Source organism: Cognatundibacterium griseum (assembly GCF_014284195.1).
GTDB classification, from domain to species: Bacteria; Pseudomonadota; Gammaproteobacteria; order Burkholderiales; family Burkholderiaceae_D; genus Undibacterium; species Undibacterium griseum.
Genome location: NZ_JACOGC010000005.1, coordinates 97,793 through 112,776 on the forward strand (window position 1 = coordinate 97,793; position 14,984 = coordinate 112,776).

Consider the following 14,984-nt stretch of genomic DNA (forward strand, 5'->3'; position numbering starts at 1 on the left):
GCATTTTCCCGCATGAAATCTTTCCGAATTCCATTGCTGATTATTTTTCAGTTACTGTTCCTGATCTGCAATCTCTTTCCTGAAACAGCATTCGCCCAGTCTCAGGGCGGATTACAGGCGATTACAAGCACTCCGGCATCCGGCGGTGGACAAAACTACTCCCTGAGCGTGCAGACCCTGTTATTCCTGACCGCACTGGGATTCATTCCTGCCGCGCTACTCATGATGACCAGCTTTACCCGGATCATCATCGTACTGTCACTATTGCGGCAGGCGCTGGGCACTCAATCGGCACCACCGAATCAGGTATTGGTCGGTCTGGCGTTGTTTCTGACCTTATTTGTCATGGGACCTGTTTTCGATAAAATTTATGCTGATGCTTATACGCCCTTTGCGGCGAACAAGATTTCGATGACGGAAGCATTGGACAAAGGTGCAGTGCCGCTGAAGCAATTCATGATGAAACAAACCAGGCAGGCGGATCTGGCCCTGTATGTCAAAATTTCAAATACACCGCAACTACAAGGTCCGGAAGAAGTGCCATTACGCATTCTGATTCCTGCCTTTATTACCAGTGAGTTAAAGACCGCATTTCAGATCAGCTTTGCGATTTTTATTCCGTTCCTCATCATCGATATGGTAGTTGCAAGCGTTCTCATGTCCATGGGTATGATGATGGTATCGCCATCCATTGTTTCGCTGCCGTTTAAACTGATGTTATTTGTTCTGGTCGATGGCTGGCAGCTGCTGATTGGCTCACTGGCACAGAGTTTTTACTAAGGAAAAACCATGACTCCTGATAGTGTGATGACACTCGGCAGGCAGGCAATTGAAGTAACGCTGATGGTCTCTGCACCACTGCTGCTGGTCGCTCTGGTGATTGGTTTGCTGGTCAGTATTTTTCAGGCAGCAACGCAGATCAATGAAACTACGCTGTCTTTCATTCCAAAACTGATCGGAATTTTCCTCACACTGATCATCGCAGGCCCATGGATGCTCGGCGTATTAATGGACTATATGCGACAGACCTTTACCAGCATCGCCACCATGGCAGGCTAACCGTTTGCTGACTGACTATGATTACCATCGCCAGCAGTCAGATAATCAGCCTGATCAGCGCTTTTATCTGGCCATTAACCCGGATTTTAGGATTAATTTCTATTGCGCCTCCGTTCGGCAATAACACCGTTCCGGTTCAGATCAAAATTGTTCTGGGCGTCATGATCGCCTTCATTGTCGCCCCCACCATTCCGGTACATCCTGCGAGTGACCCGGTCTCTCTGACCGGCATCATGATCCTGGCTCAGGAATTGGTGATTGGATTAGGAATGGGTTTTGTGATGCGTATTGTTTTTGCCGCAATAGAAATGGCCGGCGAAGTATCCGGCCTGACAATGGGGTTAGGGTTTGCCAGCTTTTTTGATCCCCAGACTCAGGGACGATCTTCCGCCATATCACAATTTCTGGTACTGACTGCCACACTGTTTTTTCTGACTTCAAATGGGCATCTGGCATTGCTGAGTGCATTGATAGACAGTTTTCAATCGATCCCCATCTCCCCAACACTGGAAAGCGGCTTTAATTTGCAGCGCCTTATGGTCTGGGGTGAACAGATCTTTATCACAGGCCTCCGGCTTTCTTTGCCCATCGTGGCTGCCTTGTTAATCACAAACGTTGCACTTGGCATCCTCACACGGGCTGCGCCGCAGCTGAATCTGTTTGGTATCGGCTTCCCGATCACGATCGGTGTCGGTTTCCTGATGCTCGAATTAATACTACCTTACCTCAGCGTACCTTTTGATCAGCTCTTCAGACAGGGTTTTGAAACTATTCAGTCATTGCATCGTCCTCTTGCACCATCTTCCACGTTACCTGCACGCTGACCGTCCATGACAACCCGCATATCTTCAGAGAGTCGCCCGCTTCTCTTTTCCTCACAGATCCGTGAACTGGAAAATTTTGGAGAAATGCAGCAAACAGAATACTCCCTGATGCAAAAAGCAGGAATAGCCGCAGCAACGCTGGCAGCGGGAATACTGCGGGAGAGACACTTACCGGTTTTGATCATTGCAGGTCCCGGTAATAATGGTGGTGATGCCTGCGAAACAGCAGCACGGCTCGCCATGATGGGCTGGCACTGCACATTGCTGATGTATGGCGAACCCGGAAAATATTCCGAGGATGCAAAAAAAAGCTACGCACTTGCCTCGGAACTGTCTGTTACGCTGCGAGGAGATCAAGATCTTCCGGAAATTTTATCTGCGCAATGGTCACTGATTATCGACGGGATATTCGGCATCGGGCTGACTCGGGATATGGATGAGCATTACGCTGAATTAATTCATGGCATCAATGAGCTGACTGCGCATGGCCAGACCGCGGTATTGGCACTTGATCTGCCAAGCGGCATCAATCCGGATACCGGGGATTTCACCAACACTCAAATGCTGGCAATCCGGGCAGACTACACGCTGACTTTCATCGCCAACAAACCCGGACTTCATACCGCCTATGGGAAAGATTCCTCAGGAATAGTATTCGTCGATGATCTGGATATACAGCCTGCCGTATTCCCTGACAGCAGATGTTTGCTAATCGAAGCCAATATGCTGCCATTGTCTGGCCTGCGGCGATTACCCAATACACATAAGGGACATTACGGCCATGTGCTGATCATCGGTGGTGCACAAGGCATGACCGGAGCCTGCCTTCTCGCAGGCCGGTCTGCATTATTAGCTGGTGCCGGCAAAGTGAGCATAGGGTTTCTGGATGCAGCAGCCAGCTTTGATGCATTACACCCCGAGATAATGTGTAAAAATATTCGTGACTTCACAGTTAATAATGAAGTTCTGGTTGTCGGCCCCGGCATGGGCACCAGTCATGATGCAAAAAAGATTCTGCAAGATATGCTGCGAAAAAACACCCCCATCGTTATAGATGCGGACGCACTGAACCTGATTGCAGCTGAACCGGAATTGCAGGTCATATTGAGACAAAAAACAAGCCCTGTCATGCTAACGCCGCATCCATTGGAAGCCGCGCGCCTTCTGGGGAAGTCAATCACTCAAGTTCAACATGACCGTCTGAGCGCCGCTAAGCAGCTCGCAACAGCATTCAACGCTATTGTGATTTTAAAAGGTGCAGGAAGCATTGTCAGTAACCCGGCTGGCGATATCTTTATCAACACAACCGGTAACCCGGGCTTATCCACTGGCGGGACTGGTGATGTATTGGCCGGACTTTGCGGTGCCTTGCTAGCGCAAGGCATGCAGACTATTGAAGCAGCTAAATTCGCCACCTGGATTCATAGCAAAGCAGCTGATGAACTGGTTGATTCTGGCATCGGCCCCATTGGATTATGCGCAGGAGAATTACCACCGGCAATCCGGAACATCCTGAACAGACTCGTCCGGCGACCGAATTTCCCCTTACCGACACAACAGTCAGTTTAACTACTCAACGAGACTGTTGATCTGTTCCGGATTGATTTTATCCTGTGCTTTCGTTTGCTCGCAAGCGATACCAGCACAAGAAATAGCTGCGGTGAGTTTTTCAATCTGCTCTTGCTGCGCAGCTGCATGATCAATCAGCTTATGCAAAACCTTGGATACCGGGTCATCATTGTTTTGCGTAACACCATATGCTGAAAAAAGATTCGTCTGCTGACTATCGGCGACATCATCTCTTCTGATCAGATGTGCAGGATTGCCGACTGCTGTTGCACCGGCAGGTACAGCCTTCAGGACAACTGAATTAGAGCCGATTTTTGCTCCCGCGCCGACCGTAAAACTACCCAGCACTTTAGCGCCTGCGCCTACAATGACGCCCGCCTCAAGGGTAGGGTGTCTTTTGGCACCACGCGATAAGGATGTCCCCCCTAGGGTGACACCTTGGTATATTGTGCAGTCATCACCAACCACTGCGGTCTCACCGATTACCACACCAAATCCATGATCAATAAAAACCCGGCGTCCTAAAGTTGAACCAGGATGAATTTCGATTCCGGTCAAAACCCGTGCCACATGCGATATAAATCGCCCGAGCCATTTCAACCCATGGCTCCAGCACCAGTTTGCCCAGCGATGCATCACAATTGCCTGAAATCCCGGATAACAGGTAATGACTTCCCAGGCATTGCGGGCAGCAGGATCTTTTTCAATAATACTGGCGATATCTTCGCGGAGACGACTCAACATGACAGGTAAGCAAAGAGAAAAACAAATTACATACTAACGTATCTGTAAAAAGTGCGCCGAAGCGCACTGATATTACCGAAACACCACCAACCGAAATATTCAGAAATTTCGATCAGACAGACCGCTGGCGCCTTGCTTCATAAAGACAAACACCGGATGCAACGGAGACGTTCAGGCTTTCTACGGTTCCCAGCATTGGGATACTGACCAGCTGATCACATGTTTCCCGCGTCAAGCGACGCATTCCCTCACCTTCTGAACCCATCACTACTGCACAACCGGATGTCAAGTCAACATCGTAAATTGTCTTGTCGGCCTCGTCAGAAGTTCCGACCAGTAGAATGTCGCGCTCCTTCAGCTCACGCAGAGTTCGTGCCAGATTGGTCACTGTAATGTATGGCACGGTCTCAGCGGCACCGCTTGCAACTTTAGCAGCTGTCGCATTTAATCCCACTGCGCGGTCTTTTGGCGCAATGACGGCATGCGCGCCGACACCATCTGCAACACGCAGGCAAGCCCCCAGATTATGCGGATCCGTAATGCCATCAAGAATCAGCAGTAATGGCGGACCTTCAATCGCATCCAGCAATTCATCCAGATTTCTGGCCAAAGACAGCTCGCCAGCCTTGGCAACAACCCCCTGATGCCGGCGGGTACCCACAATATTTGAGAGCCGCTGATCATCTGCCTGAATAATCCGGATACCTGCTGCTTTTGCCGTGTGCAGCAACTCTTGCATCCGGCGGTCACTACGTTCTGCATCCACATAAATTTCATCTACGGATGAGGCTTCATGACGAATCCTTGATGTGACTGCATGAAACCCAAAAATCATTTTACTTTTCATATAACTTTTCTTTATTTAACTTGGCGTCTTCTTTTGACCGGTTTTGATGGTTTTGCACCGGTGCTTTTCTTCCTGGCGGTGGATGTTTCCTTCTCTTTAACGCTGCTTGCGCTGACGGTATTTGACCGCCCCCGTTTTTTGGGCTGTCGCTCATTCCCGGCATTTCGGACATGCGCATCGTCCTGAGGAATTTGCCGTGCGGAAGAAGATGCTTTCTTTGCCTTCTCAGTTGCAGATACTCCTTTTTGATAAGCAGGAGTGGCAATGTTAGGCTGAACAATACTCAGATCAATCTTACGCGCATCCAAATCCACCCGGCTGACCTGAACTCTGACCTTGTCTGTCAACTGATAACGTTTTCCGGTCCGCTCTCCACGCAACTCATGCCGAGCTTCATCAAACTGGAAGTAATCAGGCCCCAGTTCTGTGATGTGAACCAGGCCTTCAATGTAAATATCATCTAACTGCACAAAAATACCGAACTGGGTTACTCCGGAAATGGTTCCGACAAATTCCTCTCCGAGCTTATTTTTCATGTAGTAACACTTCAGCCACGCTTCCACATCGCGTGAAGCCTCATCGGCACGACGCTCATTGGCCGAGCAATGTGTTCCCAACAAATCCCAGACCGTCTGATCTTTTTCAACAGCTTTTTTTCCGGCTGCTTTATCGGCGACCAATTGTTTGCGGGCAGCATTGGAAATTGTCGTATTCAAAACACTGAAATCAATTCCCTTTGGCTCATAAATCTTACCTTGCAATACCGCTTTAATTGCACGATGCGTTAACAGATCGGGATAACGTCGTATCGGGCTGGTGAAGTGCGCATATGCGTCATACGACAATCCGAAGTGACCAATATTGTCCGGACTGTAGACCGCCTGCTGCATCGAGCGCAATAGCATTGTCTGCAATAGCGGAGCATCGGGGCGACCTTTTATTTTTTCCATCAGCGCCGCGTAATCCGATGCCGACGGAGAATCACCGCCACCCAGGAACAGCCCGGTCTGCTTCAGGAAGTTACGGACTTGGACTAATTTCTCTTTAGTCGGCCCGGCGTGCACGCGGAATGTTCCTGGATGTTTATATGTCTCCAGCAAATTTGCTGCGCAAACATTTGCTGCCAGCATGCATTCTTCAATCAGCTTGTGTGCATCATTTCGGGTGCGAGGAATGATTTTCTCAATTTTCCCTGCATTATTACAAACGATGTAAGTCTCAGTCGTCTCAAAATCTATTGCGCCACGGGCATGCCGCGCTTTCAGCAGCGCCTGAAAAACCTCGTATAAATACAATAAATGGGGCACCAATGTGAGACGCTTTGCCGCCTCAGGTCCTTTGGTATTTCCAAGAATTGCAGCGACTTCGGTGTATGTGAAACGTGCTGCAGAATGAATCACTGCAGGATAAAACTGATATGCCTTTACTTCACCTTCTGCAGTGATCACCATGTCACACACTAGCGTCAGACGATCCACATCTGGATTCAGGGAGCACAAGCCATTTGACAGCTTCTCCGGCAGCATAGGAATGACGCGACGAGGAAAATAAACTGAGGTGCTGCGTAATAAAGCATCTGCATCCAGCGCATCATTCGGCATAACGTAATGACTGACGTCCGCAATGGCCACGATCAGACGATAGCCCTTGACCCTGCCGATTTTCACCGGCTCGCAATACACTGCATCATCAAAATCGCGGGCATCCTCACCATCAATGGTCACCAGAGGAATATCGCGCAAATCAACTCTGTCGTTCAGATCTTTAGGCTGCACTTCCGCAGGCAATTTTGCGGCCGCCTTTTTTGCCGGTTCCGAAAATTCATGAGGAACCCCAAATTTTCGGACAGCAATTTCAATCTCCATTCCGGGATCATCAACCTCCCCCAGAATTTCTACAATTTTGCCAGATGCCTGAGAATAACGCGTAGGCTGCTCGGTCAACTCTACACTCACGACCTGGCCAGCTCTGGCCTTGCCCGGAGACCCTGCCAGTAAAATATCCTGACTGAATCGCTTATCTTCCGGGGCAATAATCCACACGCCATTTTCGTTGAGTAAGCGGCCTATGACATGTGTGTTGGCGCGCTCCAGGATTTCAACGATACTGCCCTCCAGGCGACCGCGGCGATCGGTGCCGGTAACACGGGCAAGAACCCGGTCTCCATGCAATACCTTCTGCATTTCCCGTTCGGGTAAAAATAAATCTTCTGTATTATCGTCAGGGATCAGGAACCCGTAACCATCTCTATGGCTGCTGACTTTTCCAGAGATAAAGTTTTCATGGTTTGAAAGCTGATAATGACCAGATTGACTGATCTTCAGTTGGCCATCCCGCTCCATTGCACTTAATCGACGTGTCATGCCTTCAAGCTCCTCGGTTTTTGTGCCTAACTTCTCTGCAATCTCTGTAGCCGTCAGCTGAACTTTAGCCGTACGAAGGACGCCTAAAATTTCTTCCCTGCTGGGAATTGGATATAAATGTTTATTCAAATGGTGTCTATTTCTTTTAAATGTAAAACATGCTTCACGTTTAATATTGAAGCACGGCTATAGTTTACCGGAGCAATGACTAATCACCTAACGTTATTCAAGTATCACTCAGTAAAAATCTTGACATTCTCCAACAATAATCTATAATTGCTGTCTTCCGTAGCCCACGTGGCGGAATTGGTAGACGCGCATGGTTCAGGTCCATGTGCCGCGAGGTGTGGGGGTTCGAGTCCCTCCGTGGGCACCAAGCTTAAAGGAAAGCCCGTTGATTAATTTCAACGGGCTTTTTCCGTTAACGCATGTAAAAAATTTGCCAGAGCATTGTATAAAAAAATCCATCACATCAACACAGACCTGCATACTTCCTATATAATATTCCCTTCTGCAGCCCACGTGGCGGAATTGGTAGACGCGCATGGTTCAGGTCCATGTGCCGCGAGGTGTGGGGGTTCGAGTCCCTCCGTGGGCACCAAAAATACAGAAAGCCCGTTGATTAAATTCAACGGGCTTTTTCGTTTTTATCGCTCTGAAATCAATCATTCAATCTACCTTCATTTCTTTTTTGATGATTACGCATAATAAAAAAGGAGCAAAAAGCTCCTTTTTTATTATGCAACCTCGCCTTTTTTCAACCAGGCATTTAATTGGTGCGGTCTGATGCTGTCATATTCTTCAAACGGCTGATGAATCCATGGATTAGTTTGCAGGTAGTCCAGATAATAATCAGGTTTCACGGAAGAACAGGCTTTATACCAGATGACCGCAGACTTCGCCTCGCTGACCGATGGAAAATGCTCCCGCAAATGTTGCAGCACCCGCTCCAGAGTTATTCCCGAGTCCACCAAGTCATCCACAACGAGCACCCTGCCCTGCAAACTGCCCTTAGTCATGGAGATATATTTACCAATATCCAAAGAGCCTTGCACAGTACCGGCTTCTTCTCGATAAGAGCTGGTTGATAAGATAGCTAATGGGACGTCAAAAATCCGGGAAAAAATATCGCCCGGGCGCAAGCCTCCACGAGCAAGGCACAGCACCTGATCAAATTTCCAGCCGGACTCATGCACCTTCAGAGCTAACTGTTCAATTGACCGGTGATAAGCATCCCAGGAAACCCACAAATCTTTATCTGTCGACACTGGTGTATTCATATTCAACTAAATTCCTTCTTCAAACAAACGGGTGATGCAATACAATGGTTTCCTCCCGGTCTGGTCCTGTGGAAACCATATCAATGGGAACACCGACTAATTCCTCAATGCGTTTGATGTAATTGCGCGCGTTCACGGGCAGTGCATCCATGCTCTTCGCACCCACCGTCGACTCAGACCATCCTGGCATTTCTTCATAAACTGCTTCACACATGGAAGCCTCTTCCGCTCCCACCGGGAAAATATCTACGGCAACGCCATTGACCTTATAGCCAGTGCATAATTTCAATTTATCAAGGCCATCCAAAACGTCCAGTTTTGTCAGACACATTCCCGAAACACCATTGATTTGCACAGAACGCTTCAACAACGCCGCGTCAAACCAGCCACAGCGACGCGCACGGCCAGTGACCGTCCCAAACTCATGCCCAACGCTTGCCAGATGCTGACCAACACCCTGATCGGTAGGCAGCTCCGAAGGAAATGGCCCAGAACCAACCCTTGTCGTATAGGCCTTGGTAATACCCAAAATATAATGCAGCATGTTCGGCCCGACACCTGAGCCAGCTGCAGCATTTCCTGCCACACAGTTACTGGACGTCACAAAAGGATAGGTGCCATGATCGACATCCAGCAAACTGCCTTGCGCACCCTCAAACAACAAACTTGCCCCCGCTTTATGCGCCGCATACAGAGCTGTAGAGACATCGGCGACCATCGGCCGGATACGTGGCACCAAGGCCAGCGCATCATCCAGCGTCTTCTGGTAGTCGACTGCCGGCGCCTTCAGATAATTGGTCAGCACAAAATTATGGTAGTCCAGATTCTCTTTCAGCTTTTCGGCAAAACGTTCCGCATTCAACAGATCCGCTACGCGAATTGCACGACGTGCGACTTTATCCTCATAGGCAGGCCCAATTCCCTTCCCCGTCGTGCCAATTTTTGCAGCTCCGCGGGCTGCTTCGCGCGCGGCATCCAGCGCGGTATGGTATGGCAGAATAACTGGACAAGCTTCTGAAATTTTTAACCGGGAAACGACCTCAACGCCATTGGCCTGTAATTTATCAATCTCACGCAATAAATCAGGAACAGACAACACAACACCATTGCCAATATAGCAAGCAGTTCCTGCGCGCATGATCCCGGATGGAATCAGTTGCAACGCGGTTTTCTGACCACCGATCACCAATGTGTGTCCGGCATTGTGCCCACCCTGGAAACGGACAACGCCTTGCGCATGATCAGTCAGCCAGTCGACGATTTTTCCCTTACCCTCATCGCCCCATTGCGTACCGATAACGACGACATTTTTTGCAGTTTTATTGTTTGACATCACACTTAACCTACATTTTGAAGAATCCATTGTTGACCATCGAAAACCACTGTACGGCTACAGTCGAATTCGTCTTGTTCATTTTCGTGACCGGGGAAATTTTGAATCACAATTTCCCCCTCACTGCGCCACTGGGCAATTTTTGATAATAATTCCGGATCACGGCTCCACGGTGCACGTATAGCGCCCTTCCTATCAGCAACAGGCATCAACCGAGCCAGTTCACGCAAGTCCAGAGAAAAGCCTGTTGCTGGCCGTGCGCGACCAAATGCTTCACCAACATGATCATAGCGGCCACCGCGAGCTACCGCGTTAGGTAATCTCGGTACAAATGCACTGAACATGACACCGCTATGGTAGTGATACCCTCGCAGATCAGCCAGATCAATGGTGACCTGCGCAGTGCCCACCAGGGCCACCAGAGACTGCAGCTCATGCAACGCATTCCGTACGCCCGGAATATCCGGCAACTGCTGCTGCGCCCTCACCAACACAGAGGCATCGCCATACAAAGTCGGCAAAGCCATTAATGCCTGTCTTACCTGAGCGGAAAAATCACGACTTACCTGATCGATTGCGGGTATATCCTTCGCTTCAAGCAAAGAAAACAAAACATCCTCATGTTTTTTTGCAGCGTCATCAAGGTCGAGAATCGCTTTTAAGACACCGACATGGCAGAGATCGAGGCGAACTGCGCCAATACCAGCCAGATTCAGACAGCCTAAGACAATTTGCTGAATTTCAGCGTCCGCCTCCAAACCATTATGTCCGTAAATTTCCGCACCGATCTGAATTGGTTCCCTGGTTGCGTGCAAACCAGAAGGCTTCGTATGCAGAACATGTCCCGCATAGCATAGCCGGGTGACGGATTGACGGTTTAGCAAATGCGCATCTATCCGGGCTACCTGAGTCGTCATATCCGCACGGACGCCCATCGTACGACCAGACATCTGATCCACCAGCTTAAATGTACGCAAATCCATATCCTGTCCGGCACCGGTCAGCAAAGATTCTATATACTCCAGTAACGGCGGCATGACCAGTTCATAGCCATATAATCTGAAATGATCCAGAAAAACACGACGCAAATCTTCTATCTTGCGCGCCTCGGAAGGCAGCACATCGGCAATATTTTCAGGGAGAAGCCAATTAGGCATTGGTGCACAATCAAAAATATAAATTAAAAAACCACAAAAACGGCTTATATCCGGTCAACAGCGACCTGAACCATCATTGATTCAGATCGCTGCAGAAGAACAACCAGAAAGTGAATTACTTATTCCGGGATGAGGAATTATTACCTGCGGTACCAGGTGCTTTGAAATATTTAAAAAATTCTGAACTCGGATCAACGACTACAATATCGCTTTTACTTCTAAAGCTCGCCCGGTAAGCTTCCAGGCTGCGATAGAATTTATAAAACTCCGGATTCTGTCCAAACGCCTGCGCATAAATCTGCGACGCCTCAGCATCACCCGCACCGCGCATTTGTTCTGCTTCACGATAAGCCTCTGCCAGAATCACGATTCTTTGCCGGTCCGCATCCGCCCTGATTTTTTCAGACTCGGCCGCACCCGTGGAACGCAGTTCATTGGCTACCCGCAAACGCTCTGCCTTCATGCGATCATAAACAGAGTTATTTATCTGCTCGACATAATCAACGCGCTTTAATCTCACATCTACGATTTCAATGCCAATCTGTTTTGCTTCCTCTGCGACTTTACTCTTGATCGCTTCCATGACTTTGCCACGTTCGCCGGAAATCACCTCCCGGACGGTGCGCTTCGTAATTTCATCATTCAATGCAGCTTTGACGATCTGAGACAGGCGGTCTTTCGCGCGACGCTCATCCCCGCTGAAACTGACGTAATACAACTTCGGCTCAGAAATTTGCCACTTCACGTAAGAGTCAACCAGAATATTTTTCTTTTCAGCCGTGATAAATCTGTCCGCATCGGCAGAATCAATAGTCAGAATACGTTTATCCAAAAACAAGACATTCTGAAACGGTGGAGGCAATTTAAAGTGCAGACCTGGTTCACTAATAACAGACTTCACTTCGCCAAATGCAAAGACAATGGCATGGGATTTTTGGTCAACCACAAAAATTGTCGAATAAACGACCAGCAATCCAGCCGCAATTGCCAGAAAAAGGGAGAGTATTTTATTCATTATCTCGTCTCCCGATCACGAGAATCGCGCACATCTCTGCTCCGGCTATCTTTTCCATAGCGCATTTCAACTGTCGGAATTTGTTCACCCTGAACTTGGGCAGAATTAGGTGCAACAGCAGCTGCAGTTACCGGTTTATTTGCAGCAGGATCCCCCTGAGAAATCATTTTCTCCAGAGGTAAATAAATCATGTTGCCCGTTTGCCTGGTATCCATCAGTACTTTGCTGGTGCTGGTAAATATCTGCTGCATAGTTTCAAGATACATCCTGTCGCGCGTCACTGCAGGCGCTTTCTGATACTCGCTCAATACTTGCTTAAATCTGGACGCATTACCTTCTGCATTCGCCACGATGCGCGAGCGATATCCTTCTGCCTCCTGCAAAGTCCGCGATGCTTCACCACGGGCTTTAGGAATGATCTCATTGGCGTAAGCCTGTCCTTCATTTTTTTGACGCTCTTTATCCTGACCCGCCTTCACGGCATCATCAAAAGCTGCCTGAACCTGCTCTGGCGGCTGAACGCCCTGCATTGTGACATTCGTGATCTGCACACCGGCCTTATAGCGCGTCAGAATCTGCTGCATCAAACTTCCCACATCCAGCGCAACTTTCTCGCGGCCTTCGTACAAAACAAAGTCCATCTTGCTTTTACCAACAATTTCACGAATCGCTGTTTCAGCAACCTGGCGGATCATCTCCTCCTGATCCCGATTACTGTATAGCCATTCAGCAGCATTTTTTAATTTGTACTGAACAGCAAACTGAATATCAACGATATTCTCATCATCCGTCAGCATCAGGGACTCATTTGCCTGTTTGTTTTTAACGCTGGAGCGATAACCGACTTCGACTGTGCGCACCTGAGAAACATTCACAATCTCATGCCCCTGAATCGGATATGGCCACCGCCAGTTCATGCCGGCTCCTGTGACATGGCTATATTTACCAAAGGTTGTGATAACAGCCGTCTGGCCTTCCTGGACGATAAAAACACCACTGACCAGCCAGACAAATATAAAAATCAGGATCAGTGCCCCAATCCCCATCCTGGCACCGGCAGAGTCGGGATTAAAGTTACCTTTATCTCCGCCACCCTGCTGTCCCAAAAAGCGTGCAATACGCTGATTCAGATCTTTCCAGACCTGTTCCAGATCAGGTGGTGTGTCAGGTGTTTTTTTTCCGTCATTATCACCTTTAGCCCCCCGGCCCCACTGAGGATCATTTAAAGACAAAATAGCGCCTGCCCTCTTGAGAAGTGAACCTATCATTTCTTTTGATATCCGATCAATAGTACGCTGCATTAATGCGCATGAAAACGCAAATCATCAACACTGATGTCCGATTTTTCGTTTGATATACTGACTGCTTTAGATATGGCGTATTCAGCGACGACATCGCGCAAAATGCTCAGTCCGGCCCCAGTTTTGGCGCTCAGAAAAATCCGGTCAATTTTACCATATTCATTTTTGCCACTTGCCGGCTCCATACCGGCCAGATCAATTTTATTTAATACAATAATCTGCGGAATATGATCTGCACCAATTTCTTTTAACACGCTGTTGACCTGCTGAATCTGCTCCATACGTACCGGACTGCTGGCATCGACCACATGCAACAACAGATCGGCATGAATTGTCTCTTCCAGAGTTGCCCGGAATGCTGCCACCAACTGGTGCGGCAAATCCTGAATAAATCCGACCGTATCTGAAATCACCACACTTCCGGCATCACCCAAATACAGGCGTCTGGAAGTTGTATCAAGCGTCGCAAACAACTGATTAGCGGCATACGCACCAGCTTTAGTCAATGCATTGAACAGTGTGGACTTACCGGCATTCGTATATCCGACCAAAGATACTGAAAAAGTTTTACTTCTGTCACGGGAACGACGCTGAGTCTCCCTTTGCCGCTGCAACTTCTCCAGCTTTCCTTTCAGCATCTTGACGCGCTCCCCGAGCAATCGCCGGTCAGTTTCAAGCTGAGTTTCGCCTGGCCCACGCAGACCGATCCCTCCTTTTTGACGCTCAAGGTGAGTCCAGCCCCTGATCAGTCTGGTTGCCAGATGCTGTAACTGAGCCAACTCAACCTGAACTTTACCTTCATGGCTTTTTGCTCTTTGCGCAAAAATATCAAGAATCAGACTGGTGCGGTCGATCACCCGAACTTTCAGGTGGCGTTCCAGGTTGCGCTGCTGCGCGGGAGATAATGCATGATTGAAAATAACAAGATCAAGATGCCCGTCGGAAACTGCGGTCAATACTTCATCCGCTTTACCAGACCCTATGAACAAGGCCGCATCAGGACTGGATCTTTTGCAACTGATGGTTGTGACTGGCTGAGCCCCTGCAGACTGCGCAAGAAGTGAAAGCTCTTCCAGGCTAACAGCAAAATCGTCTTTACCAAAGTCAACACCGACTAATGCGGCGCGCATACTTAAAGACATTTTTCCAATTGAGAAAGAATCAAAATTTACTCTGCTGCTTCGGTATCGGAATTAATACTGACAGCACGTGCAGGAACAACCGTGGAAATAGCGTGCTTATAGACCATTTGGGTAACTGTATTTCTCAGCAACACGACATACTGATCAAAAGATTCAATATGACCTTGCAACTTTATTCCATTAACCAGATAAATAGACACTGGGATATGTTCTTTGCGCAAAGCGTTTAAAAACGGGTCTTGTAGTAATTGCCCTTTATTACTCATAACAGCTCCATGGTGTTGTTGTGATCAGGAGTTGGGGATTGTTTGATTATTTTCAAGCAACCCTGCTCTTTAAAAAACTGACTT

The 14,984-nt window shown here is 48.4% G+C and carries 14 protein-coding genes and 2 tRNA genes; 6 read left to right on the top strand and 10 right to left on the bottom strand.

The features are described from left to right. The first annotated feature begins 12 nt into the window (after positions 1-12). From fliP to H8K27_RS12770, 4 genes are all read left to right on the top strand, one after another. Positions 13-780 (top strand): flagellar type III secretion system pore protein FliP, encoded by a 768-nt coding sequence (gene fliP / locus H8K27_RS12755; RefSeq protein ID WP_186863569.1) that lies wholly within the window; start codon positions 13-15, stop codon positions 778-780. A gap of 9 nt (positions 781-789) precedes the next feature. Continuing rightward, positions 790-1,059 (top strand): flagellar biosynthesis protein FliQ, encoded by a 270-nt coding sequence (fliQ, locus tag H8K27_RS12760; protein WP_186863570.1) that lies wholly within the window; start codon positions 790-792, stop codon positions 1,057-1,059. Between the two features lie 17 nt (positions 1,060-1,076). Then, positions 1,077-1,883, top strand: coding sequence for a flagellar biosynthetic protein FliR (gene fliR / locus H8K27_RS12765; RefSeq protein WP_186863571.1), 807 nt, complete (start codon positions 1,077-1,079; stop codon positions 1,881-1,883). 84 nt (positions 1,884-1,967) lie between these two features. Next, positions 1,968-3,452, top strand: a complete 1,485-nt coding sequence (locus H8K27_RS12770; protein WP_186863572.1) for an NAD(P)H-hydrate dehydratase — start codon at positions 1,968-1,970, stop codon at positions 3,450-3,452. Here the strand turns inward: H8K27_RS12770 and cysE are convergent, their stop codons facing one another. The 3 genes from cysE to rnr form a co-directional block, all read right to left on the bottom strand. Then, entirely contained in the window at positions 3,453-4,196 is a 744-nt protein-coding gene (cysE, locus tag H8K27_RS12775; RefSeq protein WP_186863573.1) for a serine O-acetyltransferase, read from the bottom strand. 112 nt (positions 4,197-4,308) lie between these two features. Next, complete coding sequence (rlmB, locus tag H8K27_RS12780) at positions 4,309-5,043, bottom strand: 23S rRNA (guanosine(2251)-2'-O)-methyltransferase RlmB (RefSeq protein WP_186863574.1); 735 nt, start codon at positions 5,041-5,043, stop codon at positions 4,309-4,311. 11 nt (positions 5,044-5,054) lie between these two features. Next, positions 5,055-7,535, bottom strand: coding sequence for a ribonuclease R (gene rnr, locus H8K27_RS12785; protein ID WP_186863575.1), 2,481 nt, complete (start codon positions 7,533-7,535; stop codon positions 5,055-5,057). A 162-nt stretch (positions 7,536-7,697) separates the two neighbouring features. On the opposite strand from rnr, the gene H8K27_RS12790 reads away from it, so the two are divergent. Beyond that, a tRNA-Leu gene (locus H8K27_RS12790) sits at positions 7,698-7,782 on the top strand. A gap of 140 nt (positions 7,783-7,922) precedes the next feature. Continuing rightward, positions 7,923-8,007 (top strand) — tRNA-Leu (locus H8K27_RS12795). 136 nt (positions 8,008-8,143) lie between these two features. On the opposite strand, the gene H8K27_RS12800 is transcribed toward H8K27_RS12795, so the two are convergent. From H8K27_RS12800 to hfq, 7 genes are all read right to left on the bottom strand, one after another. Continuing rightward, a complete protein-coding gene (locus tag H8K27_RS12800) occupies positions 8,144-8,686 on the bottom strand; it encodes a phosphoribosyltransferase (RefSeq protein ID WP_186863576.1) in 543 nt (180 codons plus the stop codon). A 19-nt stretch (positions 8,687-8,705) separates the two neighbouring features. Further along, positions 8,706-10,019, bottom strand: a complete 1,314-nt coding sequence (locus H8K27_RS12805; protein WP_186863577.1) for an adenylosuccinate synthase — start codon at positions 10,017-10,019, stop codon at positions 8,706-8,708. A gap of 5 nt (positions 10,020-10,024) precedes the next feature. Then, positions 10,025-11,176 carry an ATP phosphoribosyltransferase regulatory subunit gene (locus tag H8K27_RS12810; RefSeq protein ID WP_186863578.1) on the bottom strand — a complete coding sequence of 384 codons (1,152 nt, stop codon included), beginning with the start codon at positions 11,174-11,176 and terminating at the stop codon, positions 10,025-10,027. Between the two features lie 115 nt (positions 11,177-11,291). Next, positions 11,292-12,191 carry a protease modulator HflC gene (gene hflC / locus H8K27_RS12815; protein ID WP_186863579.1) on the bottom strand — a complete coding sequence of 300 codons (900 nt, stop codon included), beginning with the start codon at positions 12,189-12,191 and terminating at the stop codon, positions 11,292-11,294. Continuing rightward, on the bottom strand, positions 12,191-13,459 hold the full coding sequence (gene hflK / locus H8K27_RS12820) for an FtsH protease activity modulator HflK (protein ID WP_186863776.1): 1,269 nt from the start codon (positions 13,457-13,459) through the stop codon (positions 12,191-12,193). Before hflK ends, hflC begins: the two co-directional genes overlap by 1 nt. A gap of 32 nt (positions 13,460-13,491) precedes the next feature. Further along, positions 13,492-14,622, bottom strand: a complete 1,131-nt coding sequence (hflX, locus tag H8K27_RS12825; RefSeq protein ID WP_186863777.1) for a GTPase HflX — start codon at positions 14,620-14,622, stop codon at positions 13,492-13,494. Between the two features lie 38 nt (positions 14,623-14,660). Further along, positions 14,661-14,900 carry an RNA chaperone Hfq gene (gene hfq, locus H8K27_RS12830; RefSeq protein ID WP_176803757.1) on the bottom strand — a complete coding sequence of 80 codons (240 nt, stop codon included), beginning with the start codon at positions 14,898-14,900 and terminating at the stop codon, positions 14,661-14,663. Positions 14,901-14,984: the final 84 nt, after the last annotated feature.

Coding starts and splice junctions, on each gene's coding strand:
- fliP (WP_186863569.1), top strand. CDS start 13: ATGAAATCTTTCCGAATTCCATTGCTGATTATTTTTCAGTTACTGTTC.
- fliQ (WP_186863570.1), top strand. CDS start 790: ATGACTCCTGATAGTGTGATGACACTCGGCAGGCAGGCAATTGAAGTA.
- fliR (WP_186863571.1), top strand. CDS start 1,077: ATGATTACCATCGCCAGCAGTCAGATAATCAGCCTGATCAGCGCTTTT.
- H8K27_RS12770 (WP_186863572.1), top strand. CDS start 1,968: ATGCAGCAAACAGAATACTCCCTGATGCAAAAAGCAGGAATAGCCGCA.
- cysE (WP_186863573.1), bottom strand. CDS start 4,196: ATGTTGAGTCGTCTCCGCGAAGATATCGCCAGTATTATTGAAAAAGAT.
- rlmB (WP_186863574.1), bottom strand. CDS start 5,043: ATGAAAAGTAAAATGATTTTTGGGTTTCATGCAGTCACATCAAGGATT.
- H8K27_RS12800 (WP_186863576.1), bottom strand. CDS start 8,686: ATGAATACACCAGTGTCGACAGATAAAGATTTGTGGGTTTCCTGGGAT.
- H8K27_RS12805 (WP_186863577.1), bottom strand. CDS start 10,019: ATGTCAAACAATAAAACTGCAAAAAATGTCGTCGTTATCGGTACGCAA.
- H8K27_RS12810 (WP_186863578.1), bottom strand. CDS start 11,176: ATGCCTAATTGGCTTCTCCCTGAAAATATTGCCGATGTGCTGCCTTCC.
- hflC (WP_186863579.1), bottom strand. CDS start 12,191: ATGAATAAAATACTCTCCCTTTTTCTGGCAATTGCGGCTGGATTGCTG.
- hflK (WP_186863776.1), bottom strand. CDS start 13,459: ATGATAGGTTCACTTCTCAAGAGGGCAGGCGCTATTTTGTCTTTAAAT.
- hflX (WP_186863777.1), bottom strand. CDS start 14,622: ATGCGCGCCGCATTAGTCGGTGTTGACTTTGGTAAAGACGATTTTGCT.
- hfq (WP_176803757.1), bottom strand. CDS start 14,900: ATGAGTAATAAAGGGCAATTACTACAAGACCCGTTTTTAAACGCTTTG.